We start from the raw sequence: 25,681 nt of genomic DNA, 5'->3' as shown, positions 1-25,681 counted from the left end.
GCACCTCATTTCAAAGGGTAAATCCCGATCCAATCAGCGACCGGAAGGACGCTCGCATCTTTTATACTCGGTTTCGATTTGGCGAAACTCTTTTCGAACATACGAAATTGAAGCCGACTGACCGTGCTCTAAGCATCTTCGAGGCATTCAAAACCGCATGCCGCCCGATGACGCTGTCGGAACTCGCATCCGCGTCGGGCATGCCGGTCAGCACCAGTCACGGCATCGTGAAAGTGCTGACCGAGCGCGGCTATCTCTACGTCACCGGGCGTCGCAAAGACTTGTTTCCAACGCGGCGGCTGCTCGACATGGCGCTCGAGATCGCCTCGCACGACCCGTTTCTCGAACGCATCGAGCCGTCGTTGCTGGCGTTGCGCGAGGCCACGCAAGAGACCGTGATCATTGGCAAACGTCAGGGCGATCACATCGTCTATCTCGCCGTGTACGAAGGTCCGCAGACCATTCGATACAGCGCGCCGGCCGGTGCGCTCAAACCGCTCTACTCGACGTCGATCGGCAAGGCGATGCTCGGTCAACTCGACGATGCAACGCTTTCCGACTGGCTCGCGCGCACGACGCTCGCGCCGGTCACCGCGCACACTTTGACCGCTGCAAACGCGTTGATGGCCGACCTCGTGGAATCGAAGCAACGCGGCTTTTTTCTCACGCGCGGCGAAAGCGTGAGCGATGTCTTTGCACTTGCCATGCCCGTGCATGTGAACCGGGAAGTGCTCGGCATCGCGGTCGCGGGGCCACGGTATCGGATGGAAGGCGCGCTCGACGGCATCGCGGCGCGCATACGCGCGGCTATCGGCGAGATTCAGGAAGAACAGACGCGCTGAAGCGAAGGTTTGATAAATAGAAAATCAGGAGACGGAAGATGCAGGCAAAGCGCTGGACCCGCATGTTCACCGCCATGTTCGCGCTCGCCGCGATATCGACAGCGGCACACGCCGACGACGTCGTGACGCTCAAGATGGCGCATCAATGGCCCGACGACCCGAACGATTATGTGGTGCAGACCGGCAAGAAGTTCGCGCAGCAGGTCGAGCAGAAGTCGGGCGGCAAGATACACATCAACATCTTTCCGGCCGAGTCGCTCGTCAAATCGCTGAACACCCACACGGCCTTGAAGAACGGCAGCGCCGATCTCGCAATCTATCCGTACATCTATTCGGCGGGCGCGATCCCGCAGATGAACCTCATCCTCCTGCCGGGCCTCTGGAAAACGCCCGAGGACGTCTTCAAATTCCGCACCTCCGCGCCCTGGAAAGAACTCGAAGCGAAGATAGAAGGATATGGCTTCAAGACGCTCTGCTGGATTCAAATCTCGGGCGGCATGGCATCCAAGTCCAAGCCCATCAACGTGCCTGCGGATCTGCCGCAGCAGAAGGTGCGCGGCGCCGGAAAGATGATGGAGGCGGCCTTGCAGAGCGCCGGCGCGAGTACCGTGTCAATGGCGTCGTCGGAAACCTATAGCGCGATGCAACTCGGCTTGCTCGATGGCTTGTGGACGTCGTCCGGCACCTTCGGTTCGTATCGGCTTTACGAAGTGGCGAAGTACTACAACTCGCCAGAGGACTACAGCATCTACTACACGATCGAGCCGATCGCGATCAGCATGAAGACGTGGAACAAGCTCACGCCCGAGCAGCAAAAGATCATGACGGACGTGGGTCGAAGCCTCGAGCAGAGCGCGTTCGAAGGGGCGAAAGCGGACGATCGCCGCGTCGCGCAACTTTTTGCGAGCCATAACGCGAAGATCCACAAGATGACGCTCGATGAGTGGAACCAGTGGCAGACCTTGTTCCAGAAAGTCAGCTTCGCTAAGTTCCGCGCCGAAGTGTCCGACGGCGGACGTCTGCTCGATCAGAGCACGGCGTTCTACAAATAAGAGGCCGCGATGCGCCACGCATTGGACCGCTTCTCGCGCGGGCTCGACGCTTTTTGCCGGGGCGTCGCGTTGTCCGTCGGCGCGGCGGTCATCGCGACCGTGCTCGTCATTTCGTATGGCGTGCTCGCGCGCGAAGCGCTGCATCTTTCCGATGTCTGGGTGACGGAAGTCACGACTTACCTCATGGCCTACATGACCTTCGTGGGCACCGCGGCGCTGGCGTGGCAAGGCCGGCATCTCAAGGTCGACGTTCTCAGCGCACATCTCGGCGAACGTGGCAAGCGCGCGCTCGCGTTCATATCGACGGCCATCGTCACGGCGGTCGCGTTCGCGCTCGCATGCCTCGCATTCGACTTCTGGTGGGAGGCGTACACGAGCGGTGAACGTTCGTGGGGCATGTTCTCGCTCTCGCTGTGGATTCCTTATTCGGGCTTCTTCGCGGGCATGCTGCTTTTATGCATCGCGCAGATCGTACGCTTGCTGACCATCGTATTCGCACGCGAACCGGCAGGCCGTGAAGTCGCCATCGACGACATGCTGCTCGGGAGAGAAGAATGAATCAGCTCGTCATCGGTGCGGGGATGTTCGGCGGCTTGCTCGCGGTGTTGTCGATGGGCGTGCCCATTGCGTTCGCGTTGCTGTTCGTCGCCCTCGCCTCGCTGTTCGTCACGGGCGGCGGATGGGATGCACTGAGTCTTGTACCGAGCACGTACTGGGGATCGGTTGCTACCTTCACGCTGACTTCCGTGCCGATGTTCATGTTCATGGGCGCGATCGTCTCCGCGTCGGGCATGGGCGCGCGTCTTTATGCGGCGCTGGCGACGATCCTCGACGGCGTGCCCGGCGGCCTCGCCGTCGCGACGACGCTTGCATGCGGCGTGATGGCGGCCGTATCCGGTTCGAGCGTGGCGACGGCGGCGGCCATCGGCGGCTTCGCTGTGTCGGAGATGCGCCGGCACCGCGTTCCCGAAGCGCGTGCATGCGGCGCGGTCGCGGCGGGCGGCACGCTCGGCATACTGTTACCGCCGAGCATACCGTTGATCGTGTATAGCGTGATCGCGGAGCAAAGTATCGGCAAACTGTTCGTCGCGACACTCATCCCCGGCGCGATCATGGCTTCTGCTTTCGGCATCTATCAGATACTGCTCGCCATGCGCGATCGTGCGCGCGGCAGCGAGAGCGAAAGGCGCACGCGGCCGCTCGCGAGCATGCGCGAACGTGTCGTCGCATTGAAAGACGTCGGCCCGTTCGCTCTGTTGATTCTCATCATTCTCGGCTCGCTGTATCGCGGGCTTGCAACGCCTCAGGAAGCGGCGTCGCTCGGTATCGTCGCAGGTCTGGTGCTTGCGGGCGTCGTGTACCGGGAGCTTTCGTGGAGCAAATTCCGGCAGATCCTGATCAGCGCGGCCCAAAGCAGCGTGATGATCCTCGCGGTGATTTCATCGGCCATCGTGTTCGGCTATGTGATGACGACGAGCCAGGTTGCGGCGTCGCTCACGCAAACCGTCGCGGGCGCGCACGTCGAACCGTGGGTGCTGTTCGTGAGCATCAACGTGTTGCTGATCTTTCTCGGCTGCTTCATGGAGACGATCGCGATCATCGTCGTGACCATGCCCGTGCTCGTGCCGGTCGTGGAGGCGTATCACTGGAATCTGATCTGGTTCGGCGTGGTCGTCGTCATCAACATGGAGATGGCGCTCATCCATCCGCCGGTGGGACTCAACCTCTTTGTCGTGCAGAGCGTTGCGCCCGATGTCCCGTTGCGACGGATCGTGCTCGGCACGTTGCCTTATGTGTTCATCATGATGGGCGTTCTCGCGCTCATCGGTATTTTTCCTTCGCTTTCGACAATGCTGCTCGGCGCGAACTGACACACGCCCGGCTACGAGGAGTTCGCATGGACATTCGCAAAGTGGCGGGCGCGCTGGGCGCCGAAATCTCCGGCATCGATCTGTCGCGGGGCGTGACGCGCGAACAAGCGAGCGTTTTGCGCGCGGCGCTCAACGAGCATCTCGTCATCTTTCTGCGTGACCAGAACCTCGCTCCCCGGCAGTTCCTGGATTTTGCGGAGGCGATGGGCGAGCCTATCGAATATCCCTTTGTGAAGAGCCTCGAAGGTTTTCCGACCATCATCGAAGTCAAGAAACTGGAAACGGAGCGCGTGAATTTCGGCGGCATCTGGCATTCGGACACGACCTATCTCGACGTGCCGCCCATGGGCTCGATGCTGCTCTCGCGCGAGATTCCGCCCTATGGCGGCGACACCCTGTTCGCGAACCAGCAGCTTGCGTACGACGCGTTGTCCGACACCATGAAGCGGCTGCTCGAAGGACTGAAGGGCATCAGTTCGTCGGCCAAGGCGGATGTGTCGCGTACCCGAGAGGATCGCATTCGAACGGACGGCGCGGGCAAGAAGCCGGACGATTTCGTGGCGAAGCATCCCGTCGTGCGCACGCATCCGGAAACGGGACGCAAGGGGCTTTACGTGAACATTGCGCATACGGTCGGCATCGACGGCATGACCACCGACGAAAGCGCGCCGCTGCTCGACTTCCTGTTCCGACATCAGGTGAAACCGGAGTTCACGTGCCGGTTCGTCTGGTCGAACAACGCGATTGCTTTCTGGGACAATCGCGCGGCTCAGCATAATCCGGTGAACGATTATCACGGGTTTCGGCGGGTGATGCAGCGGATCACGCTCAAGGGGGACGTGCCGCGATGAGGGGGGCGACGTGGGATTGGCTCGAGTTTGTAAGGCGCTCAGCCAACGTATGCCGCTTCAGCGCATCCTTCAATATCGGTGCGCAAACAAAACAACGCCCCTGCAAGCGGTTGCGTCTCGAGCGCTTCCACGGACAACTTACGCGTACCGCTCGTCACAAAAAGCGTACGCATATCCGGCCCGCCGAACGTGCAGCTTGCTGGCTGCGTCACCGGCATCGGCACGACGCGGTCGATGCGTCCATCGGGCGCGTATCGCTTGACGACACCGCCGCCATATTGCGCGCTCCACAGGTAGCCATGACGATCGACGGTTGCGCCATCGGGAATTGCCGTGTCGCGGTCGAGCCGCGCGAAGAGACGTCGCTCGCCCGGCATGCCCGTCGAAATATCGAATGGAAACGCCCAGATCACGGGCTCGATGCCGTCCGCAAAGTACATCGTCGCGCCGTCCGGCGAGAAGCACAGGCTGTTGGGCACGGCTACGCGTTCGATCACGCGCGTATAACGCCCCGCTTCGAAGCGATACAGCGCGCCCACCGGCGTGCGTCCAATGTCATCCATCGAGCCGACCCAGAATCGTCCCTGTCTATCGCACTTGCCATCGTTGAAGCGCATTTGTGGCTGGCTTGCGTGCGGCGCGTCGAAACGTTCAATGGCGCCGCGCGCCGGATCGAAGAACGCAATGGCCGAGCGTAGCGCCACGATCAATCCGCGCCGCGACGCGCATGGCGCGATCGAGCCTACGAGTTCGGGCATGGTCCAGGTTTGCGTGTGGTCGTCGCCCCATTTGCGGCGGCGGATCAGATGGCTGCGGATGTCGACCCAATACAGCGCCTGTTCTTCGACCGACCAGTACGCAGACTCCCCGAGTACATCGCGCGTATTGCCGACACGTTCCAGCTCGCTCAATGGGCGATCTCCTCCAGCGCTCGGCCCGTGACACGCGGACCGAGCCACGCCACCGTCGTGGCGATGATCGCCATTGCACCGCCGATGAACGCAAACACGCCAGCCTGCCCGAATTCACGCAGAAAAAAGGCAATGAAGAAGCCTGCGAATATCGAACTCAACCGGCTCCACGAGAACACGAAGCCGACCGCGCGAGCGCGCATCCAGGTTGGAAACAGTTCCGACTGGTAGGCATGCACGATGGTGGACATCCAGTTGACGACAAGCGTCTGCAGGCATCCAACCATAATGAGCCAGCCCGGCGCGTTCAGCATGGCGAAGATCGTGCCGATGATCGCCACGGATATCACACTGCACACGAGCTGCCATTTGCGCTCGAAGCGGTCTATCACGAGCATGACGAGAAGCGGCGCGACCGGATAGGTCAACACGATGAGAAACGTGTATTCGAGACTTCGCGTGACAAGAATGCCCTTCGCTATCAGAAGCGTTGGAATCCAACTCACGAAGCCGTAATAGCCGATGGTCTGGCAGAAGTTCACGATCATCAACGTGATGGTGCGCGTGCGGTAAACCGGCCCGAACACTTCGGCGATACGCCCTTCCGGATGTACCGTGCCAACGGCCTCTTCAGGTTCGGGCAACGCTCGGCCGTACTCCTTTTGCACCTTCGCTTCGATAACCGAAAGCACGCGGTCGGCCTCGGCGAGCCGCCCATGTTGCGCGAGCCAGCGCGGCGACTCGGGCAAGCGGCGCCGCAAGAACAGCACGAGCACCGCGCCGAACGAGCCGAAAAGAATCACCCAGCGCCAGCCATCGAAGCCGAACGGTCTCGTCGGCACGAACATCCACGCTAGAAAGGCCACGAGCGGCGCGCTGATTTGCGCCAGCCCGTAGAACAACGCGAATGCTTTGCCGCGCGCACCGCGGGGCGCGAGTTCGGAGATGTAGGTGTCGATCGTGATCATCTCGACGCCGATGCCTATACCGCCTATCAGCCGCCATATCTCGAGACCGTGCACCGAGCCCTGAAACGCCAAAATGAACGTCGTGACGCTATACCAGATCATCGAGCCGAGAAAGACCACCCGCCGCCCGAAGCGATCGGCGATATAGCTGAAACAGATCGTACCGATGAACAGCCCGAGGAACAGCGACCCGAGAAAGGCTGCAAGACCGTTGAGATCGAAGAACGATGCAGTGGTCGAAGTCAGCAGCTTGCTCTGGAACAAACCCGGCGCGATATAACCCGTGAAATAGATATCGTATTGTTCGAAGAGACCGCCCGCTGCGATCAGCATCAAGAGCGTCCACATGTGCCGGGTCATCGGCAGCCGGTCGAGCCTGCCGTTGATGGTGCCGGATACGACCTTCGGGTCTACGGAATCCATTGGCTGCTCCGCAACGGCGTCGATGCGCGTACTCACCGCGCGATGTCGTCGAGCGCCAGCCCCGTGGTGCGCGGCCCGAAGAGCGCCACCGCCACGACGACGATCGCCATCGCGGCGAAGATGAAGGCGAATACGCCCGGCACGCCGAACTCGCGCAAAAAGAACGCGATGAAAAAGCCCACGAAGATCGACGACAGCCGGCTCCACGAATACACGAAGCCCACCGCGCCCGCTCGCATGCGCGTCGGGAACAACTCGGCCTGGTAGGTATGCACGATAGTCGACAGCCAATTGACCACGAGCGTCTGCACGATCCCCACCGCGATGAGCCAGCCCGGCGCCTTGAGCATCGAGAAGATCACGCCGATCACGGCCACCGAGATCGCACTGCACACGAGCTGCCATTTGCGCTCGAAGCGGTCTGCCACCAGCATGACGATGAATGGTGCGATTGGATAAAGCAGCACGATCAGGAAAGTGTATTCGAGGCTGCGCGTCACCATGATGCCCTTGGCGATGAGCAGCGTCGGAATCCAGCTGACGAAGCCGTAGTAACCAATCGTTTGAAAGAAGTTCACGACCACGAGCATCAGCGTGCGGCTGCGATAGCGCGGGCTGAATGCCTCGCGCAACGTGCCTTCCTGCTCCTCGGCTTCGGGCGCGTCGGCCGGTGGCGGCAGGTCCTTGCCGTAGTCACGGCGAACGCGGGTTTCGATCATCTGCATGACGCGTTCAGCCTCGTCGAGGCGACCTTTCTGCACGAGCCAGCGCGGCGATTCCGGCAGACGCAATTGCAGATACCACACGAGCAGCGCGCCCACCGATCCGAGCGCGATCACCCAGCGCCAGCCCTCGAAACCCAGCGGGGAAATCGGCACCAGCACCCACGCAAGGAACGCGATCAGCGGCGCGCAAATCTGCGCCACGCCATACACGAGCCCGAACGCCATGCCGCGTGCGTGTCGCGGCGTCAATTCGGAGACGTAGGAATCGATCGTCACGTACTGCACGCCGACGCCGATGCCGCAAATCACACGCCACACGTTCAGTCCTAGCGCCGTATCCTGAAACGCGATGAAGACCGTCGCAATGCAATACCACAGCATGGATGCGGCGAAGACGCGGCGCCGGCCGAATCGGTCAGCGAGACTGCCGAAGCAGATCGTGCCAATGAAAAGCCCGATGAACAGCGACGCCAGAAAGCCGGCGAGACCGTTCATCGCGAAGAAAGTGGGCGTGGTCGCCGTGAGGATGCCCGAGCGGAACAAGCCCGGCGCGATATAGCCCGCGAAGTACACATCGTAGAGTTCGAAGAAGCCGCCGAGTGCGACGAGGGTGAGGAGCTTCCACAGCGTGGCGGTCATTGGCAACCGGTCGAAGCGTGCGGTCACGCCGCCTGCCGTGATGACGCGCGCCGGATAATCCGCGCTGTCGAGCGACCCGGCGACATCGGCGCCGATGGCCCTGTTCGGGGTGTTCATCCTCTTCTCCTCCTGTGCAGCCGGCTGAATGCCTAAGGCGCATCGTACCGGTCGTGAATATCGGGGATACTAACTATTCGATGAGGACGGTGTGGAATTGCTGGCTTGGTTCGCATTGTCTGTCGCTAGCTTGTCCGGGCCGCTGTCTCCTTTCGATTAGCCCAGTCTAGTGACGCATGGAGCGGCCCACAATACTTGATCGTTGAATCAACTTGATCGCGGCGCCCAAGAAAAACGGCCCTCGCGAAGGGCCGTCGGCGTCATGTCGTGCGATGCGGAGATTCAGGGCGGCAGGATCGACGTCAGCAAGCGCGTCTCGTCCGAATCGTTCTGCGGGGCGTTCGCCTCGAGGTAGTCCGCGCGTGGACGTATCAAAGCGCCGGATTCGCGCTGCTCGATGATATGCGCCACCCACCCCGCCGACCGTCCGATGATGAACAGGCAAAACGCGCTGCGCAGCGGCAGCCCCAATGCCACGGTCAGCATGGTCAGGCCAACTTCCAGGCTCGGCAGACAGCCGTAGCCCGCTGCGATCTTGAGTGCCGCGAAGAGCGGATCGACCGCGGCGTGCCGCCCTTCGAGCCGCCGCGCGAGATCGATCAGGTAGCTCGCGCGCGGGTCGCCATCCGGATACAAGGGATGATTGAAGCCCGGCAGATTCCGGTGTGCCGCATAGTGCTCCGTGAAGAGCCGTTGCGCTTCTGCAACCGTGCGGCATGCGCGCAGCAGGTCCTCGGTGGCTTCGTACGATCGCGCGGACGTGAGCCCCGTCTGCGTGAGGATGGCCGCCGCCACGCATTCGCCGATATCCGCTCCCGCCGACGCCGCGATACGCGCCACGAAGGTCGCCTGCGCGAGTTCGTGATCCGCGCACAGCACGAGCGCGGCGTCGAGCGCGGCACGATGCGCGGCAGACGCCGAACCACCGAGCACGGTCAACAGCGTCGCGGCGAGACCGTCCGCGCGTTTGCGCGTGACGCCCGCCGCAGCGCCCGGCGTTGCGCGTCGCAAATGCGCAAGGCAATGCGCCATCGTTGCGATCATGCGACTGCATTCGATGAACTGCGCGTCGCCGGCCTGCAACGCGCGCAGATGCTCGCCGCCGAAGCGCATTGCAATATCGGCGAAGAAGCGCACGAGTTCTCGACGTGGCTGGAGACCCGCCGTGCGCGACCAGGCATCGGCGAAACGTAACGTGCGACCGCACGGCTGCCACGAAAGGATCACGTCGTCGCGTGGATTCCAGAGCGCTTTCACGACCTGTTCGAAGGTCTTTCCCTTGCGCGCGAGTTCGAGCGCCGCGACGCCGCGATAACGCGGACCTTCGGCCGTGATTTCGGTGAGCGTGCTCGATATGATCGGCTCGCCCCAGCGCATGGCGGCCGCGGCGACGGGCGCGTGGCCACTGCGGGCATCGGCGCGCGATTTCATGCGTTCGACATCCTGGCGCGCATAAAGCCGGCGCCCCTTGTCGCCTTGCGGCACGCTGCGAATCAAGCCGCGGCTGACGTAGGCGTACAACGTTTGCAGCTTGATCTGCAGCAGCGCGAGCGTTTCAGCGCGTGTCAGATAATCGCCGGGCGCGTCGGGCGGCGCGCTGGCGGCATCATGCGGGTTCGATTGCACCTCGGTCTCCTGTCGACCCAGGACGGGCGCCGAAGCGCCCGTCCTGGTCCCATGCGAAGCTGCCAGCGCAAAAGCGCCGGACGGGGCACAGTGAACCACAAGATAATCAAACGCGTGGATGCTCACAATCGGGTCATGCCAGTACCGCGGTCGAACACGCTCCGTTTATGCATGAAGTCCAGCCGTCCGGCGGAAAGTCTTGGGAATGCCGGCCTTTGGCACCTGCCCGTACATCGGCTCGCCAGGCAGCCCTTCGTGCAGCAGTTCGCGCGCGGCGATCAGCCGTTCCAGGTCTATTCCAGTATCGAAGCCCATGCTTTCCAGCATGAAGACGAGGTCTTCCGTGACGATGTTGCCCGACGCGCCCGGCGCGAACGGACAGCCGCCAAGGCCCGCGAGCGCGGAATCGAAGGAACGGATGCCTTCTTCGAGCCCCGCCAGCGCATTGGCGAGGCCGAGTCCCATCGTGTCGTGCAGATGCAGTTTGGTCAGCTTGTCGCCGATCTCCGCGCGCACGGCCTTGACCATCTTGCGTACCTGAACGGGATTGCCGTAGCCGACGGTATCTGCGAGCGCGACGGCATCGACGCCTGCTTCGGCTAGCGCGACGGCCGTTTCGATTACCTTTTGCAAGGGAATCTCCCCGTCGATGGCGCAGCCGAAGGCCGTCGCGCAACCCGGCTCGATCGCCATTGGCCGCTCCTGCTCGCGCACCCATTCGACGATTCGCCGTACTTCGTCCACCTGCTCCATGGTGCCCTTGCGCGTGTTCGAGCGGCTGTGTCCCTCGCTCACCGAAACCGGTATGCCGACGCCATGTGCACCCGCCGCATATGCCGCCTGCGCACCGCGCAGGTTGGGCACGAGTGCCATCACGCGCAAGCCGGGTTGTAGCAGCGCCGCCTTGACGATTGCCTCGGTGTCCGCCATTTGCGGCACGAGCTTTGGCGGAACGAAACTGCCGACCTCTATTTCGCCGATACCCGCTTGCGCGATTGCCGCGATCCAGCGCGTTTTCTGCTCGGTCGGCATGATCTCGTGAGCCATTTGCAGACCGTCACGCGGCCCGACTTCGCAAACCATCACTTTTTCTTTCATGGGTCCTGCTCCTTCAAAAATGAGTCTTTGCACGAACGCGCTCGTCATCAACGCAGCACGCCCGCTTCGGTCAAGGTTTCAATTTCGTGCGCATCGAGGCCGAGCAGCTCACCGAACACGTAGTCGTTGTGTTCGCCGAGGCGCGGCGGCGGCGTGAAATCGCCGCGAAAGCCGGCGTTATCGCGCCACGGAAGCGCAATGCTGCGTGAGCCGTCCGCGAGCAGCGGGAAGAGGCCGCCATCGGCGAAATACGGGTCTTCCATCACTACGCCAATGTGTCTCGAACGCGCGGCCGGCACGCCACGCGACTGCAGCGCATCGAGTGCTTGCGCGGGCGTCTGGTCGCGCAGCCACTCTGCCAGTAAATTGTCCGCCGCTGCGCGATGCGCGGCGCGGCCGAACGCATCGGAGAAGCGGGGATCGGTAGCAAGTTCGGGCTTGCGCATGGCGTCGCAGAGCGCTCGCCATTGCCGGTCGTTGCCAATGGAAACGGCGAGCCAGGCGTCGTCGCCTGAGCAGCGGAAGCATCCGGATGGTGCGGCGTCCCATTCGCGCGCGCCCGTGGCCGTTGGCGTCTTGCTGCCGAGCGCCTCGCGAAACAGCTGTTCGGGCAATAGCGCGACGGTGCTTTCGAGCATCGACAGATCGATGTACGCGCCCTCGCCGCTCACGCGCCGGTGCCGGATGGCCGCAAGCACCGCGCAGCTTTCCCACAGCGCAGTGATCGGATCGGTCCACGCAGGCAGAATGCCCATGGCCTCCACGCGCTCGTTCGGCGTGCCCACCACGCTGGCGCGACCGCTGTACGCCTGCAATAACGAGCCGTAAGCAAGCGCATCGCGCTGCGGGCCTTCGCGACCCGTGCCCGACGCGGACACGAAAATCAGATCGGGGCGAATCTGCGCAAGCGTCGCGTAATCGAGGCCAAACTTCGCCAGCACGCCGTTGGAGAAGTTTTCGACGACCATATCGCTCTGCGCGATCAGACGCCGGATCAGTTCCGGACCTTGCGGCCGGCTCAGGTTGATCGTGCAGCTCTTCTTGCCGGCGTTCACCACTGCCCACCAGGGCGGACGCTGCGTATGTTCGGGCCGCGTCGCGGATTCGATCTTGATGATCTCCGCGCCCATGCCCGCGAGCATCTTGGTAGTCATGGGTCCGGCCAGCACCCAGCTGAAATCGACGACGCGCAAGCCCGCCAATGCTTTCTGTGTCATCACACGACTCCATGCCGGCGCAAGCTTTCGACTTCATCCGGCGACAGTCCGAGGCGCTCTTCGAACACCGCGCGGTTAGCGGAGCCAAGTGCGGGCGATACGACATCGCGCGCGCGTGGCAACTCTGCGCCCGAAGTCGTGCGCATGGCAAACGGCAGGCCGGGCATCGACAGTGGCGTGCCGCCCGCGCACTGCCAGCGATCGAAAAACCCGCGCGCATTCAGCTGCGCGTTATCCAGAAGATCGCGCGCACCGCTCACCGGAAAACACGCCACGCGCGCCGCCTGCGCGCGCTCGAAGACGTCGGCGCGGCTATGCTCGCGCGTCCACTTCGACATCTCGTCTTGCAGGATCATCCAGTTTTCGTTGCGCGCCGTGCGTTCGCCGCACAGCGCCTCATCGCGCGACCACGCCGGGTTTCCGAGCAATTCGACCCAGCGTTCCCATTGATGTTGTTCGCGCGGCGAAATCATCACGAAGCCGTCCTTGCACGGCAACAGCCAGATCAGCCCGCCCGCGACCTCGGTGCCCTGCAGTTCCTCGCGCAGCCGGCTGAAGCTGCGTTCGCCGCGCCCATGATCGGCGACGGGCTCGATCAGCAGGTGCGCGATCACATCCAGCTCCGCGCATTCGATACTGCGTCCCTCGCCATTCATCTGCGCTTCGAGCAGGCCCCAGAGCGCCGCGTTCGCGGCGGCCACACCCGTGGCCAGCGCCACTTCGCGGTCGGCACAGGCGACGGGCGCTTGCTGATCGGGTGCGTGAACGGGGCGCGCCTGATGAAATGCATAGCCCGCGTGATGCGTGAGGGTGAAGTCGGTGTACGCGGACGGCGCGTCGGGTCCCGCATGCGTAGCCCAGGGCGTGACGGAAAGCGTGACGAGCGCGGGCTGAATGTGCCTGAGCGTATCGCCGTCGAGTTGCAGTTCCGCAAGGCGGCTTGTATTGGACGTAATCAGCAGATCGGCGGATTCCACGAGACGCCGCAGCAACGCAGCTCCTTGCCGATGCGACGGATCGAGCGTGGCGCTTTCCTTGCCGTGATTCAGATACGCGAAGAGCGCGGCATCTTCACCATAAGGAGCATTGGGTGCGAACGGGCCGGTTCGACGCAACGTATCGCCAGTACCGGGCGGTTCCAGCTTGAGCACCTGCGCGCCGAGGTCGCGCAGCACGCGCGCACAGAAAGCGGCGGGCATGGCGTCGCTCCATTCGATCACGCGCACGCCGGCGAGCGGCGCGGCGACCACGCGCGCTGGGGATACGAAATCAGCGGCGCTCATGCGGCCTCTTCGAGAACGGCTGGATCGAAGGGATAAGGCACGAGCGCGCCGTTGCGCAAGGGCAGAACGACCGTTGCGCTGCCGGGCGTGCTTTCCCTGCCTTCCTGATTACGCAAGCCGATTTCCAGATGCGCGAGACCGAAGCCGCCGCGCCGTTCGGTTCCGGTCACGCGGCCCCACGCCGTGAGCAGATCGCCCGGCACGTTCATGCCGCGAAACTGGAACTGGAGCTTCCATGCCCAGCCGCTTTCACCGGCCCAGTCCGTCAGCAGTTGCAGCATGATGTGCTGTTTCCACGAGCCGTTGACCATTACGTCGGGTAACTTGTCGTGTTGCGTGGCGAAGCGCCAGTCGTAATGAATGCGATGCCAGTTCTCCATGGATGCCGACCAGCGCACGATATGCGCCGTGGTCATCGGTCCCTTGACGAGCGCCGGGATCTCCATGCCTGTTTCGACATCCTCAAAATACAGTGCAGCCATGATGACCCTCGCCTAGCGCATGATCTGGGTGTTCGTGACCTTCAAAAGCTTCTCGCCCTTCTCGTTCACGTAGGTCTCTTCGATGATGACGAGCACCATCGGTCCGCTTTTGCCGTCGCGCTGCACGATGTCCTTGTAGCGCGCCTGACGCAGCACCTTCTCGCCGACGCGCGCATAACGGTAGAGCTCGTATTCGTAGCCGCCGTTCAGATCGCGTGGCAACTCCACTTCGACGGCCGGCAGGCCGCTGAAACTGCGGCTCAGGCCATCGTAGTCAGGCTTGTTCATGTCATCCAGCGGGTCGGGCGATGACGGCGGTCTGCGAAAGGCATGCACCGGAAAACCCGGCGGCGCGACCAGTGCGCCATAACGACTTGTCGCGGCCCAGTCTTCGTCCCAGTAACGACGCGCGTCATCCATGGTTGCATGATGGAAGCGGCGCACTTCGCTTGCTTCGACGGCATGCGTCGACGTGACCCATTCGGTCTCGGCGCCGATGATGGCTTTCACCTTGCCGGTGATGTATTCGTTGCTCACGGCTCTAGTCTCCTGTCGCTACATCGACGAAGCCAGTCTAGGGGAGCCGCCCTTTAGCGCACAATACTTGATCGTTGAATCAACGTCTTCTCAGGGTCGCATCGATCGACTATCGTGCCTCACGTACCGCTCGACGCATGACACCACCAAGGGAGAGATGTCGATGAGAACGACCCGCTACGACGCGAACGCGCTCTTTGAATATGCAATGGAAGTGCTTTGCCTGGCGGGGCTCGCGAGCGCTCATGCGCGGGACGTGGCACGCACTCTCGTCGATGGCGACTTGATGGGACACGACACGCACGGACTCGCGCTGTTGCCAGGCTACGTGAAGCAGCTCGAACAAGGCGCCATGACACGCGACGGCGCGCCCGCAGTCATCTCTGATCGTCCTGCCGCGTTGCTGTGGGACGGACGGCGTCTGCCCGGACCCGCGCTCGTGCATGCCGGCATCGACGTCCTTGCCCCGCGCGCTCGCGAACTCGGCGCCGCCACGCTCGTGATCCGGCGCAGTCATCACATTGCATGTCTTGCCGCGTATCTCCTGCGCGCCACCGAAATGAACCTGGTGATGATGCTGGCGAGCTCCGATCCGAGCGTGCAAAGCGTCGCGCCGTTCGGCGGCACGCGGGCCTTGTTCACGCCGAACCCGATCGCGCTCGGCATACCGACATCGACGACTCCGATGCTGATCGACATCTCGTCCTCCGTGACGACCAACGCGATGAGCGCGCGCCGCCATCAGAACGGCCAATCGTTCGACGAACCTTGGATGATGGATGCACAAGGTAACGCGACGCATGATCCCGGCGTGCTGTTTGCCGATCCACCCGGATCGATCCTGCCGCTCGGTGGACTGGCCGCCGGTCACAAGGGATTCGGCATGGCGTTGATGATCGAGGCGCTGACAGGCGGACTGGCCGGCTTTGGCCGCGCCGATCCACACGAAGGCTGGGGCGCGACCGTGTTCATGTCGCTGCACGATCCGGCCGCATTCGGCGGTATCGAAGCATTCCAGAGGCAGATGGATTGGCTCGGCGACGCCTGCCGCACCAACCCGCCTCGCACGATCAACGACCCCGTGCGCCTTCCCGGCGAGCGCGCAATGGCAAGGCGGGCCGAGCAACTGAAGAATGGCGTGCATCTGCATGCCGATCTCGACACACCGCTCAAGGCTTGCGGAGAACGCTACGAGGTGCGCTTTCCGCAGCCCAAGCCGGAGGCAGCATGACGCCTAAACCTTTGCACTCACCCCAGACCCGATGCATACTTTCTCTTCGGAAGCAGCGCTGCGGCGAAAAGACCGCACCCCGGAGACTCGATGCGATTCGACCTGCAATCGTTGAAACTGTTCATCGCCGTGTGCGAGCACGGCAGCATTGCCCGCGCGGCGGAAGCGGAAAACATTGCGCCTTCCGCGCTCAGCAAGCGTATGTCCCATCTTGAAGACACGCTCAAGAACGCGCTCTTCGTGCGCAGCAACAAGGGACTCGAACTGACGACCGCCGCTGCGGCACTCCTGCAGCACGCCCGCGTGCTGTTGCGAGACATCGCCCAAATGGAGAGCGAGTTACTGGACCACGCCGAAGGCGTGCGCGGTCAGATTCGCTTACATGCGAGCCTCTCGACCATCGTTCAGTACATCGCCAACGACATACGCGTTTTTCTGGAGATGCACCCCGGGCTGCGCATCGATCTTCAGGAAAGCCTGAGCCCCGCGGTGGTCCGCGCCGTGGCGGAAAACGCGGCGGATATCGGCGTGTTCGGCGGCACGACGGTTACCACCGGCCTGCAGGTCTTCCCTTATCGCAGCGACCGGCTGGTGGTTATCATGCCGCCCGATCATCCGCTCGGCCGCGCCGAACGGGTCACGTTCCGCGAAGTCGCCGAGTATCCGCTCGTGGGGCCGCAAGTGGGCAGCTATCTGAATTCGTTGGTGCTGCGCGCGGCGGCGGATCTCGATCACCCGCTCAAGCTGTCGATTCGCGTCAACGGTTTCGAACCGGTGCGCAGCATGGTGGAAGCACGGCTTGGCATCGGGCTCGTGCCGGAGCATCACGCCGAACGGTACGTCAGTTCCGCGCCGCTGATCGCCGTGCATCTGGATGAAGCCTGGGCGGAGCGCCACTGGAAAATCTGCGTACGCGAAGCCGAGTCGCTTCCCGTGCCGGTGCAACTGTTTCTCAAGCATCTGCTTGCAAGTCAGGATGCGGCACACCATTAGGCGCCGGCAATCGGTCAATCACGAATAAGCCAGCTTCAATCCTGCTTGCGGCCATTGCAGCCTGGCCAGGCGGCCCGTGCCGGAGAGCGTCACGTAGGCCGTCTTCATGTCGGCGCCGCCGAAGCAGATGTTGGTCACCATGCCATCGGGCACCGGCACCTGTCGCAGCACTTCACCGGATGGCGCGACGACCGTGATGCAACCGGTCACGAGCGTGGCCACGCAAATGTTGCCCTCGGCGTCCAGCGCCAGGCTGTCGAAGCGCTGATAACCCGGCAAGCCGCAAACCAGACGCCCGCCATGCGGCGACGGATAAGGGTGCCTGCGCGCCCGGCCGGGCGCCTCCAGATCGAATGCCCAGAGCCGCGCGGTCTCGGTCTCCGCCACATAGACGATGCTGTCGTCGGGCGACAAACCGACGCCATTGGCCGTGGTGAGCGGATACGCCACCTCGACGATGGCCGAACCATCGGCGCGAGCGTAATAGAGGCCCGCGTGATCGCGCTCGCGCAGCCGGTTCTTTCCGAAGTCGGTGAAGTAGAAGCCGCCGTCGTGGTCGAACACGATGTCGTTCGGACCGCACAGCGGATGATCGCCGCAGTGGTCATACAGTGTCGTGAGCAAGCCCGACTGCGGGTCGAAGCGCTCGATACGCCCGCTCGTATAACGCGGATGCACGCCCGGTTTCGTGCGATTCAGTCCGGCAACGGTACGAAACAGAAAACCGCCGTTATTGCAGATATAGAAGGCGCCATCCGGCCCGAGCGCCAGACCGTTGGGGCCGCCGTCCACCGCCGCCAGCACGCTCACTTTACCGTCGGGCGAAACGCGGCTGATGGTCTCCCGCTCGATCTCGACGAGCACCACGGAGCCATCGGGCATCGCCACCGGCCCTTCCGGGAACTTCAAGCCTTCCGCCAGGATTTGTATTGGGCTTTCCATCGCTGTCGTCCTCCCTTCAGCGCTTGTCGGCATGCTCGACAAAACGATTGTCGTAAGTCGCCTTCAGGTCGATGGACGCCTTGCCGATGTCGGGATCGAACGCGGCCAGCACGTCGTGCACGGTGTGGGCCGCCGCATCGGTCATCAGGCCATCGCGCGAAATGCAGTCATGCATGTTGGCGTAGGCTTGCGCGAAGACATCCTTGTCGGCTAAAGCGTATTGCGCCGGCACGGCGGCGGCGACTTGTTCGGGCGTCGCCTGCGCCATCCAGCGTTCGGCTTCCAGAATCGCATTGGTCACCGCCTGCACCGTGTTGGGATATTTGGCCGCGAACTCCCGCGTGGTGTAGATGGAGGCTTCCGGATAATCGCCGCCAAGCGTTGCTCGGGTGCCGGCCGGGTCGCGCATCACGGCAAGCGGAAAGAGATCGCCACTCGTCTGTAGCACGGTTGCGACCGGGTCGTTGCTCATCAAGGCGTCGATCTGCCCGCTGCGCGCGGCGGCAATCGCGCCTGCCGACGAGCCCACGCCGATGATCGAAACATCGCCCGGTTTCACGCCCGCCTTGTTCAGCAGATAGTTCGCGCCCATATGAAAGCTCGACCCCGGCGAACTCACACCGATGCGCATGCCCTTCAGATCGGCGTAGGTCTTGACCTTGTCGTGACTCGCTCGCGTCACGCCGAACACCCAGCCGGGGCACGAAGCCAGCGTGACGAACGACACGAGCTTCTGGCCTTTCGCGGCCATCGTGATGGTGTTCGAATACGCGCCCGCGACGATATCGGCGCTGCCGCCCATCATCGCCTGAAGCGCTTTCGCGCCGCCGCTGAAGACGCCGATTTCGACTTCCAGCCCGGCCTGTTTGAAGTATCCGCGGCTATCCGCAATGACGAACGGCAGATACGGAAAGCCCACACCCGCCGCGGCCAGATGAAGCCTGGGCTTTTCCGGCACGGGAGCGGCGCTGCTCGCCGACTGGCTGGCCAGTGCCGCACAGATGGCGAGCGCTGGCAACGACAGGCGCCTGAGCGTTCTCACGATGATGTCTCCCTCTTCCCAGGCTGACGTTGCTAGTAAGTGGCCCGACCGCCGGACAGATCGAAAACCGCTCCGGTGGTGAATGAGTTTTCCTCGCTGGCGAGCCACGCGATCATCGCGGCGGCTTCGTCGAGTTCGAGAAAACGGCCGCGCGGAATCTTGCCGAGCATGTAGCGGATATGCTCGGGCGATTGCTCCATCGCGCCGGGCGTTCGCGCCACGGCGGGTGTCACGCAGTTCACCGCGATATCGTGGCTTGCCAGTTCCTTGCCGAGCGACTTGGTCATGGCGATGACGGCCGCCTTCGCCGAGCTATACGCGGCCGCATTCGGATTGCCTTCCTTGCCGGCGACCGAGGACAGATTGACGATGCGCCCATAGTTCTGGTCGATCATCACCGGGGCCACGGCACGGCAGCAGTGGAAAGTGCCGTTGACATCGATATCCATCACCTGCTTCCAGATATCGATCGGATACTCGATCAGCGTGGCGTTCGGGCCCACGATAGCCGCATTGTTGATGAGAATATCGATGCGCCCCGCGGCCTTCAGCGTGCCCGCCACGGCGGCCTGCACGCTGGCGTAATCGGCAATGTCGACACGCTCGAAGTGGACATCGTGCTCGCCCAGTTGCTCGCGCGCCTCGTCCATGCCGGCGGGGTTGATATCCCAGATGGCAAGCCGCGCGCCGGAAGCAAGCAGCCTGCGGCCGACCGCGAAGCCGATCCCCTGCGCGCCGCCCGTCACCACGGCAACGCGGGCCCTCAAATCGATTGCATTGGTCTGCAAAACGGTCTCCTCTAGTGATCTTCGATTGCGCCGGGGGTTTAAGCGCTCGTGGCCACCGTCTGTCCGGCGACAGGACGCCAGCGCAGCAAATGATCCTCGACCATCGACACGGCGGTATCGAGTATCAAGGCGAACACGGTCAGCACCAGAATGCCGGCGATCACCGAGTTGATATCGAATACGCCTTCGGCCAGCAGGATCAGGTAACCCACGCCCTTTTCCGAGCCGAGATATTCGCCCACCACGCTGCCCACGAAGGCGATGCCGATTGCGTTATGCAGGCTGGAAAAGACCCAGCTCGTCGCCGATGGCAAGTACACATGCCGCAACAATTGACGTGAGTTGGCGCCCAGCATCCGCGTGTTGGACAACACCGTCGGGCTGACCTCGCGCACGCCCTGAAAGACGTTGAAGAACACGACGAAGAAGACGAGCGTCACGCCCAGCGCCACCTTGGACCAGATGCCGAGTCCGAACCAGAGCGCGAAGATCGGCGCGAAGATCAGGCGCGGCATCGAGTTCATCGCCTTGATGAACGGATCGAAGACCGTGGCGAGGAACGGGCTGAGCGCAAGCCACAGGCCGCATGCCAACCCGAGGACCGTGCCGATCACGAACGCCAGCATGGTTTCGACGAGCGTCGTGTACAGATGACGGTAGATCGAGCCCGTCACGAACCAGTCGACGATACGCACCGCCACGCCGAGCGGATCGCCGAAGAAGAACGGCGACAGCCACTTCTGATGCGTGCCGAGCCACCACAGGAACAAGACACCGAACAGGATCAGAAGCCGCGTGACCAGGACGGTGAAGCGATTGTTTGAGTCAAACTCGATTGCGCGCATAGCTTTTCAGAACCTCGCCTCTGAGCACGTCCCAGATCTGGGTGTGCAGTTGCAGGAAACGCTGCGTCATGCGGATTTCCGACATCTCGCGTGGACGTTCGAGGTCGATCTTGAACTCGGCGATAGGCCGCGTTCCAGGCCCGGCCGAGAGCACGATGACGCGGTCCGACAACGAGATGGCCTCCTCCAGATCGTGCGTCACGAACATCACGGACTTGCGGTCGTGCGACCACAGTTGCAGCAACTCGTTTTCCATCAGGTGCCGCGTCTGGATATCCAGCGCGCTGAACGGCTCGTCCATCAGAATGATGCGAGGGTTGAGCGCGAGCGCCTGCGCGAGACCGGCACGCTTGCGCATGCCGCCGGACAACTGATGCGGATACTTCTTGCCGTGTCCTTGAAGTCCCACGCGATCGAGCCAGCCGCGCGCCACGTTGAGCGCCTGTTCGCGCGGCGTTCCCCGAAAGATCAGACCCATCGCGATGTTGTCTTCGGTCGTCTTCCAGGGCATGAGCGCATCGACCTGAAAAAGATAGGCTGCCTGCGTATTCAAGCCGTGCGTCAGCTTCTTGTCGAAGACGCTGATGCTGCCCGACGAGGGCCGCGTAAGCCCGGCAGCAACGTTGAGCAAGGTGGATTTGCCGCAGCCCGTGGGACCGACAATCGACACGAACTCGCCGTCGCCGATCGACAACGTGGCCTCCGAGACGGCGGTGTAGGTCTGCGCCCTCTTGCCGTTGCCGGCGAAGGTGCAGGTCACATTGTCGAAACGCAGGGCTTCGCGCACTTCGATTTTTTCGCTGTCGAGGGGGACGCTCGGGGTACCCTTGATTCCATACGTTGCCGTGCTCATGGCTGGATCTCCGCCGCTTTCCTGACGAACCGGTTGTCATACGTCGATGCAAGATCGATCTTCGCCGATGCCACTGCAGGGTCGAATGCCGCCAGCACCTCGCGCACCGTCTGCGCGCCCTTCGGCGTGATCTCGCCGTTCTGCGCAATGCAACGGCGGCTGTTCGTGAAGGCCTCCGCATAGAGCGCCTTGTTCTCGCCGATATATTGCGGGGGCACGTTGTCGGCGACTTCCTGCGGCGTCGCCTTGGCGATCCACTTCTCGGCGCGCACGATCGCATTGGCGACGGCCTGCACCGTCTTGGGATTCTTGCCGATGAACTCCTGCGTCGCGAAGAGGCTCGACTCGGGGTAATCGGAACCGAACACCTTGACGTTCCCTTCAGCCGTGCGCATGTTCTCCAGCGGCTTGAGGCTGCCATCCTTCATGAGGATAGTGGCGCTCGGGTCGTTGACGATCAGCGCATCGATCTGCCCGGCCCGCACGGCCGCCACCGCGCCGGCCGCTTGTCCCACCCCGATGATCGACACGTCGGAAGACTGCAGCCCTGCCTTGTGCAGAATGAAATTGAGTGCCATGTGCGTGCTGGAACCCGGCGCGCTCACGCCGATTCGCATACCCTTCAGGTCCTTGGCCGATTTCACTTCGCCCTCGCGTTTTTGCGACACCCCGAGGATCCATCCCGGACAGATGACTTGCGCCGCGACCACCACGAGATGCTGTCCCTTGGTGGCCATGGTGATGGTGTTCGAATACGCGCCCGCCACCATGTCGGAGCTGCCGCCGAGCAGCGCTTCCAGTGTCTTCGATCCGCCGGAGAATGCGGCGATGGTCACGTCGAGCCCTTCGTCCTTGAAATAGCCGCGCTGTTTGGCGACGAGCATGGGCAGGTAGGTGATGCCCACCGAAGCCGCCGCGATGTGCAGTTCGGGCTTCTCAGGCACATCCTTGGCTGCGGCCGTCAAGGAACCGCAGGCGAGCGCGAACGCGGCACACAGCGCGATGGCGAGTTTCAGCTTCATGGTTGTCTCCTCCCTTTTTAGGGATTTTTAGGTACTTCAGGGACGACAGAGTGTCAATTGCGGACCGGCTTATGAATATCCTGGCATCTCCCGCGACTGCTGATTATCGACATAGCGGAGCCGGTCCGCGCAACGCGATCTTCTTAGGCCGCCTGTTTGCGCAGCGCCTCGACCACGGCATCGCCCATGTCGCGGGTGCCGACGCGCTGCGTGCCTTCCTGCTGGATATCCGCGGTCCGGTAACCGGCCGCGAGCACCGTGCGCACGGCCTGCTCGACCCGGCGCGCTTCGTCTTCCATTTCGAAGCTCTCGCGCAGCATCATCGCGCACGACAGAATCGCGGCAAGCGGATTGGCAATGTCCTTTCCGGCAATATCCGGCGCCGACCCGTGGACCGGCTCGTACAAGCCCTTGCGGTTATAGCCGAGCGAGGCCGAAGGCAACATGCCGATCGAGCCGGTCAGCATGGCGGCCGCGTCCGACAGAATATCGCCGAAGAGATTGCCCGTGACGATCACATCGAATTGCTTGGGGCGCCGCATCAGCATCATCGCGGCGGCGTCCACGAAGAGATGGCTCAGTTCGACGTCCGGGTATTCCCGCCCGACGCGCGTGACGACCTCGCGCCACAGCTGACTTGCTTCCAGCACGTTGGCCTTGTCCACCGAGCAGAGCTTGTGATGACGGCGCTGCGCGGCCTTGAAGGCGGCATGCGCGACGCGCTCCACTTCCGACTCCGAGTAACGCATCGTGTTGAACCCCACACGCTCGCCCGCCTGATTGGTCTCGAAGCCGCGCGGCTGGCCGAAGTAGGCGTCGCCGTTCAACTCGCGCACGATCACGATGTCGAGTCCATCCACCACTTCCGGACGCAACGTCGAAGCGCCGATCAGCTCCGGGAACATGAAGGCCGGGCGAAAGTTGGCATAGAGCGTCAGTGCCTCGCGCAATTGCAATAACCCGGTGCCGGGACGCTCCTCACGCGGGATATCGGCTTCGTCGGCCACGCCTACCGCGCCGAAGAGAATCGCGTCGGCCTTGCGCGCCACTTCGAGCGTGGGCGGCGGCAGCGGCACGCCGTGCGCCTGAATGCCGGCATCGCCGATGGCAGCCTCCTGCGTCTCGGCGTGCGGCGCCACGATTCGCAGCACCTTGAGCGCCTCCGCGACAACTTCGGGGCCAATACCATCGCCGGGCATGACTGCAATCTTCATCTGTAATCTCCTTGGTCGTTATTGGAAACGGCGCGCCGTGTGCGCGCCGTCAAAAGGTTTCGGCACGGTCGCGCTCGAATGCCACGATGCGGTCCAGATGCGAAAGCGTGTAGTCGATCTCGTCCATGCCGCGCAACAGGCAATCCTTGGCGAAGGGCTCCAGCTCGAACGCGTGCGAGGACCCGTCGGGCAAGGTGACGGTCTGCGCGGGCAAGTCGATGGCGATGCGGCTGCCCGGACTCTCCGACAACCTATCGAGCAACGGCAGCACCACGGCCTCGGGCAACACGATCGGCAGCAGTCCGTTCTTCAGGCAGTTGATGAAAAAGATGTCGCCGAAGCTCGGTGCAATCGCCGCGCGGATGCCGTAGTCATAGAGCGCCCAGACCGCATGCTCGCGCGACGAACCGCAACCGAAGTTATGGTTGGCCACGACGATGCGCGACTCCCGCAAAGGCGCCTGGTTGAGCAGGAAGTCGGGACGTTCCGCGCCATTTGCATCGAAGCGCAGCGCACGAAACAGGAACTGGCCGAAGTCGTCGGAGCGGGGTTTTTGCAGATAGCGCGCGGGCAGAATCTGGTCGGTATCGCAGTTGATCGCGACGATCGGCGCCGCGACTGCATCGAGGTACTCCAGTCGTTCCATGTTCACACTCCCAGGAGACGGCGGACATCGGTGAGACGTCCGGTCACCGCCGCGGCGGCCGCCATCGCCGGGCTCATCAGGTGCGTGCGCACGCCGGGTCCCTGACGGCCCACGAAATTCCGGTTGGATGTCGAAGCGCAGCGCTGGCCGGGTTCGGCAATATCGCCGTTGGTCGCGAGACACATCGAACAGCCGGGATAGCGCCACTGAAAACCCGCTTCCATGAAGATGCGGTCGAGCCCTTCCGCTTCCGCCTGCGCACGCACTTCATGCGAACCCGGCACGACCCACGCTTCCACGCTCGGCGCGATATGACGGCCGCGCGCCACTTCCGCCGCGCTGCGCATGTCCTCGATGCGCCCGTTGGTGCACGAGCCGATGAACACCCGGTCGATCGCGACGCCTTCGAGCGACTCGTTCGCCGCTAGGCCCATGTAGTCGAGCGCACGCGACATCGCCGCGCGCAGGTCGGGATCGGGCTGCTCCATGGGGTCCGGTACGCGGCCGTTGATGGCGCAGGCATAGCCGGGAGTAGTGCCCCATGTGACCATCGGGACGATCTCGGTCACGTCGATATGCACTTCGCGATCGAACACCGCGCCTGAGTCCGTGAACAAGCCGCGCCAATGCGCAAGCGCCCTTTGCCACCGGTCGCCCGTGGGCGCGTAGTGCCGTCCGGCGAGATAAGCGAAGGTGGTTTCGTCCGGGGCGATCATGCCGGCGCGACCGCCCGCCTCGATGGTCATGTTGCAGAGCGTCAATCGCCCTTCCATCGACAAGCCGGCGATGGCGGAGCCGGCATATTCGATCACGTGTCCCGTCGCGCCAGCCACGCCGATTCGCGCGATGACCGCGAGAATCAGGTCCTTCGCGGTGACGCCCGAACCTGGCATGCCGTCGAGCGTAATACGCATGTTGCGCGACTTGCGCTGCCACAGGCATTGCGTGGCGAGCACGTGAGCCACTTCGGTGGCGCCGATACCGAAGGCCAGCGCGCCCGCCGCGCCATGCGTGGACGTGTGGCTGTCGGCGCAAACGACGGTCATGCCGGGCAGACTCAGGCCCTGCTCCGGCCCGACCACGTGGACGATGCCGCGCCGCGTGTCGTTCATGTCGAACAGGGTGATGCGCGATTCGTTGGCGTCGCGTTGCAGCGACTCGATCATGGCGCGCCGTTCGAGGTCGGTCACCGCCGCGATATCGTTCGCCGTGCTGGAAACGTAGTGATCCGGCGTGCCGAAAATGCGCTCGGGCGAACGCGGCTTGAGCCCGCGCTGGCGCAACAGGTCGAACGACTGCGCGGTGACATCGTGAATGTAATGACGATCGATGTAGAGAAGATCCTGCCCGTCGTCGCGGGACATCACGCGGTGGCTGTCCCAGATCTTGTCGTAAAGCGTGCGTGGACCCGCGCTAAGCTGTTCGAGTTGCATTGCTTCGTCTCGCTCCGTCAAATGACCGCC

The 25,681-nt window shown here is 63.1% G+C and carries 25 protein-coding genes; 7 read left to right on the top strand and 18 right to left on the bottom strand.

Features of this window, described 5'->3' with window-relative positions; genetic code table 11:
* Positions 1-107 precede the first annotated feature (107 nt).
* Genes NCT03_RS28300 through NCT03_RS28280 form a run of 5 tightly spaced genes read left to right on the top strand, consistent with a single transcriptional unit; the run spans position 108 to position 4,616 of the window.
* Entirely contained in the window at positions 108-842 is a 735-nt protein-coding gene (locus NCT03_RS28300; RefSeq protein WP_284503495.1) for an IclR family transcriptional regulator, read from the top strand.
* Positions 843-880: 38 nt separating this feature from the next.
* Positions 881-1,894: a TRAP transporter substrate-binding protein gene (locus NCT03_RS28295; RefSeq protein WP_250494765.1), complete on the top strand. Its 1,014-nt coding sequence runs from the start codon at positions 881-883 to the stop codon at positions 1,892-1,894.
* A gap of 9 nt (positions 1,895-1,903) precedes the next feature.
* Complete coding sequence (locus tag NCT03_RS28290; protein WP_244830391.1) at positions 1,904-2,452, top strand: TRAP transporter small permease; 549 nt, start codon at positions 1,904-1,906, stop codon at positions 2,450-2,452.
* Positions 2,449-3,765 (top strand): TRAP transporter large permease, encoded by a 1,317-nt coding sequence (locus NCT03_RS28285; protein ID WP_250494764.1) that lies wholly within the window; start codon positions 2,449-2,451, stop codon positions 3,763-3,765. Before NCT03_RS28290 ends, NCT03_RS28285 begins: the two co-directional genes overlap by 4 nt.
* Before the next feature lie 26 nt (positions 3,766-3,791).
* Positions 3,792-4,616 carry a TauD/TfdA dioxygenase family protein gene (locus NCT03_RS28280; protein WP_244830393.1) on the top strand — a complete coding sequence of 275 codons (825 nt, stop codon included), beginning with the start codon at positions 3,792-3,794 and terminating at the stop codon, positions 4,614-4,616.
* 38 nt (positions 4,617-4,654) lie between these two features.
* Here the strand turns inward: NCT03_RS28280 and NCT03_RS28275 are convergent, their stop codons facing one another.
* The 9 genes from NCT03_RS28275 to NCT03_RS28235 all read right to left on the bottom strand — a co-directional run bounded on the left by NCT03_RS28275 (position 4,655) and on the right by NCT03_RS28235 (position 14,642).
* A complete protein-coding gene (locus tag NCT03_RS28275; protein WP_250494763.1) occupies positions 4,655-5,527 on the bottom strand; it encodes an SMP-30/gluconolactonase/LRE family protein in 873 nt (290 codons plus the stop codon).
* On the bottom strand, positions 5,524-6,918 hold the full coding sequence (locus NCT03_RS28270) for an MFS transporter (RefSeq protein WP_250494762.1): 1,395 nt from the start codon (positions 6,916-6,918) through the stop codon (positions 5,524-5,526). Before NCT03_RS28270 ends, NCT03_RS28275 begins: the two co-directional genes overlap by 4 nt.
* A 32-nt stretch (positions 6,919-6,950) precedes the next feature.
* The gene (locus NCT03_RS28265; protein WP_250468294.1) at positions 6,951-8,399 is read right to left on the bottom strand and encodes an MFS transporter; all 1,449 of its coding nucleotides are present in this window, start codon (positions 8,397-8,399) and stop codon (positions 6,951-6,953) included.
* A gap of 282 nt (positions 8,400-8,681) precedes the next feature.
* The gene (locus NCT03_RS28260) at positions 8,682-10,025 is read right to left on the bottom strand and encodes a citrate synthase (RefSeq protein ID WP_250494761.1); all 1,344 of its coding nucleotides are present in this window, start codon (positions 10,023-10,025) and stop codon (positions 8,682-8,684) included.
* 165 nt (positions 10,026-10,190) lie between these two features.
* Positions 10,191-11,123, bottom strand: coding sequence for a hydroxymethylglutaryl-CoA lyase (locus NCT03_RS28255; protein WP_250494760.1), 933 nt, complete (start codon positions 11,121-11,123; stop codon positions 10,191-10,193).
* A 47-nt stretch (positions 11,124-11,170) separates the two neighbouring features.
* Positions 11,171-12,340, bottom strand: coding sequence for a CaiB/BaiF CoA transferase family protein (locus NCT03_RS28250; RefSeq protein WP_250468291.1), 1,170 nt, complete (start codon positions 12,338-12,340; stop codon positions 11,171-11,173).
* Complete coding sequence (locus NCT03_RS28245; RefSeq protein WP_250494759.1) at positions 12,340-13,623, bottom strand: CaiB/BaiF CoA transferase family protein; 1,284 nt, start codon at positions 13,621-13,623, stop codon at positions 12,340-12,342. Before NCT03_RS28245 ends, NCT03_RS28250 begins: the two co-directional genes overlap by 1 nt.
* On the bottom strand, positions 13,620-14,105 hold the full coding sequence (locus tag NCT03_RS28240) for a hotdog family protein (protein ID WP_250494758.1): 486 nt from the start codon (positions 14,103-14,105) through the stop codon (positions 13,620-13,622). The genes NCT03_RS28245 and NCT03_RS28240 overlap by 4 nt, the downstream gene beginning before the upstream one ends.
* Before the next feature lie 12 nt (positions 14,106-14,117).
* Positions 14,118-14,642: an FAS1-like dehydratase domain-containing protein gene (locus NCT03_RS28235; protein ID WP_250468288.1), complete on the bottom strand. Its 525-nt coding sequence runs from the start codon at positions 14,640-14,642 to the stop codon at positions 14,118-14,120.
* Positions 14,643-14,799: 157 nt separating this feature from the next.
* Between NCT03_RS28235 and NCT03_RS28230 the strand changes: the two genes are divergently transcribed.
* The gene (locus NCT03_RS28230; protein WP_250468287.1) at positions 14,800-15,873 is read left to right on the top strand and encodes an Ldh family oxidoreductase; all 1,074 of its coding nucleotides are present in this window, start codon (positions 14,800-14,802) and stop codon (positions 15,871-15,873) included.
* 90 nt (positions 15,874-15,963) lie between these two features.
* Positions 15,964-16,866, top strand: a complete 903-nt coding sequence (locus tag NCT03_RS28225; RefSeq protein ID WP_244830394.1) for a LysR substrate-binding domain-containing protein — start codon at positions 15,964-15,966, stop codon at positions 16,864-16,866.
* A gap of 18 nt (positions 16,867-16,884) precedes the next feature.
* Here NCT03_RS28225 and NCT03_RS28220 read toward each other — a convergent pair whose 3' ends face one another.
* The 9 genes from NCT03_RS28220 to leuC all read right to left on the bottom strand — a co-directional run bounded on the left by NCT03_RS28220 (position 16,885) and on the right by leuC (position 25,651).
* Positions 16,885-17,808 (bottom strand): SMP-30/gluconolactonase/LRE family protein, encoded by a 924-nt coding sequence (locus NCT03_RS28220; protein WP_250494757.1) that lies wholly within the window; start codon positions 17,806-17,808, stop codon positions 16,885-16,887.
* 16 nt (positions 17,809-17,824) lie between these two features.
* Entirely contained in the window at positions 17,825-18,850 is a 1,026-nt protein-coding gene (locus NCT03_RS28215) for an ABC transporter substrate-binding protein (RefSeq protein WP_250494756.1), read from the bottom strand.
* Between the two features lie 32 nt (positions 18,851-18,882).
* Complete coding sequence (locus NCT03_RS28210; RefSeq protein WP_250494755.1) at positions 18,883-19,638, bottom strand: SDR family NAD(P)-dependent oxidoreductase; 756 nt, start codon at positions 19,636-19,638, stop codon at positions 18,883-18,885.
* 38 nt (positions 19,639-19,676) lie between these two features.
* Positions 19,677-20,483 (bottom strand): ABC transporter permease, encoded by an 807-nt coding sequence (locus NCT03_RS28205; RefSeq protein ID WP_244830399.1) that lies wholly within the window; start codon positions 20,481-20,483, stop codon positions 19,677-19,679.
* Positions 20,464-21,336, bottom strand: a complete 873-nt coding sequence (locus tag NCT03_RS28200; protein ID WP_284503494.1) for an ABC transporter ATP-binding protein — start codon at positions 21,334-21,336, stop codon at positions 20,464-20,466. The genes NCT03_RS28205 and NCT03_RS28200 overlap by 20 nt, the downstream gene beginning before the upstream one ends.
* Positions 21,333-22,358 (bottom strand): ABC transporter substrate-binding protein, encoded by a 1,026-nt coding sequence (locus tag NCT03_RS28195; RefSeq protein ID WP_250494754.1) that lies wholly within the window; start codon positions 22,356-22,358, stop codon positions 21,333-21,335. The genes NCT03_RS28200 and NCT03_RS28195 overlap by 4 nt, the downstream gene beginning before the upstream one ends.
* A 143-nt stretch (positions 22,359-22,501) precedes the next feature.
* Positions 22,502-23,572 carry a 3-isopropylmalate dehydrogenase gene (gene leuB, locus NCT03_RS28190; protein ID WP_250494753.1) on the bottom strand — a complete coding sequence of 357 codons (1,071 nt, stop codon included), beginning with the start codon at positions 23,570-23,572 and terminating at the stop codon, positions 22,502-22,504.
* Between the two features lie 49 nt (positions 23,573-23,621).
* Positions 23,622-24,218: a 3-isopropylmalate dehydratase small subunit gene (gene leuD / locus NCT03_RS28185; RefSeq protein ID WP_244830405.1), complete on the bottom strand. Its 597-nt coding sequence runs from the start codon at positions 24,216-24,218 to the stop codon at positions 23,622-23,624.
* A 2-nt stretch (positions 24,219-24,220) separates the two neighbouring features.
* Positions 24,221-25,651: a 3-isopropylmalate dehydratase large subunit gene (leuC, locus tag NCT03_RS28180; RefSeq protein WP_250494752.1), complete on the bottom strand. Its 1,431-nt coding sequence runs from the start codon at positions 25,649-25,651 to the stop codon at positions 24,221-24,223.
* Positions 25,652-25,681 lie beyond the last annotated feature (30 nt).

Source organism: Caballeronia sp. GAWG1-1 (assembly GCF_023631465.1).
GTDB lineage: Bacteria > Pseudomonadota > Gammaproteobacteria > Burkholderiales > Burkholderiaceae > Caballeronia.
Note: the sequence above shows the minus strand (reverse complement) of the source record. Positions and strands in the feature narration are given on the sequence as shown.

Coding starts and splice junctions, on each gene's coding strand:
- NCT03_RS28295 (WP_250494765.1), top strand. CDS start 881: ATGCAGGCAAAGCGCTGGACCCGCATGTTCACCGCCATGTTCGCGCTC.
- NCT03_RS28290 (WP_244830391.1), top strand. CDS start 1,904: ATGCGCCACGCATTGGACCGCTTCTCGCGCGGGCTCGACGCTTTTTGC.
- NCT03_RS28285 (WP_250494764.1), top strand. CDS start 2,449: ATGAATCAGCTCGTCATCGGTGCGGGGATGTTCGGCGGCTTGCTCGCG.
- NCT03_RS28280 (WP_244830393.1), top strand. CDS start 3,792: ATGGACATTCGCAAAGTGGCGGGCGCGCTGGGCGCCGAAATCTCCGGC.
- NCT03_RS28270 (WP_250494762.1), bottom strand. CDS start 6,918: ATGGATTCCGTAGACCCGAAGGTCGTATCCGGCACCATCAACGGCAGG.
- NCT03_RS28265 (WP_250468294.1), bottom strand. CDS start 8,399: ATGAACACCCCGAACAGGGCCATCGGCGCCGATGTCGCCGGGTCGCTC.
- NCT03_RS28255 (WP_250494760.1), bottom strand. CDS start 11,123: ATGAAAGAAAAAGTGATGGTTTGCGAAGTCGGGCCGCGTGACGGTCTG.
- NCT03_RS28250 (WP_250468291.1), bottom strand. CDS start 12,340: ATGACACAGAAAGCATTGGCGGGCTTGCGCGTCGTCGATTTCAGCTGG.
- NCT03_RS28245 (WP_250494759.1), bottom strand. CDS start 13,623: ATGAGCGCCGCTGATTTCGTATCCCCAGCGCGCGTGGTCGCCGCGCCG.
- NCT03_RS28240 (WP_250494758.1), bottom strand. CDS start 14,105: ATGGCTGCACTGTATTTTGAGGATGTCGAAACAGGCATGGAGATCCCG.
- NCT03_RS28230 (WP_250468287.1), top strand. CDS start 14,800: ATGTCGATGAGAACGACCCGCTACGACGCGAACGCGCTCTTTGAATAT.
- NCT03_RS28225 (WP_244830394.1), top strand. CDS start 15,964: ATGCGATTCGACCTGCAATCGTTGAAACTGTTCATCGCCGTGTGCGAG.
- NCT03_RS28220 (WP_250494757.1), bottom strand. CDS start 17,808: ATGGAAAGCCCAATACAAATCCTGGCGGAAGGCTTGAAGTTCCCGGAA.
- NCT03_RS28205 (WP_244830399.1), bottom strand. CDS start 20,483: ATGCGCGCAATCGAGTTTGACTCAAACAATCGCTTCACCGTCCTGGTC.
- NCT03_RS28200 (WP_284503494.1), bottom strand. CDS start 21,336: ATGAGCACGGCAACGTATGGAATCAAGGGTACCCCGAGCGTCCCCCTC.
- NCT03_RS28195 (WP_250494754.1), bottom strand. CDS start 22,358: ATGAAGCTGAAACTCGCCATCGCGCTGTGTGCCGCGTTCGCGCTCGCC.
- leuB (WP_250494753.1), bottom strand. CDS start 23,572: ATGAAGATTGCAGTCATGCCCGGCGATGGTATTGGCCCCGAAGTTGTC.
- leuD (WP_244830405.1), bottom strand. CDS start 24,218: ATGGAACGACTGGAGTACCTCGATGCAGTCGCGGCGCCGATCGTCGCG.
- leuC (WP_250494752.1), bottom strand. CDS start 25,651: ATGCAACTCGAACAGCTTAGCGCGGGTCCACGCACGCTTTACGACAAG.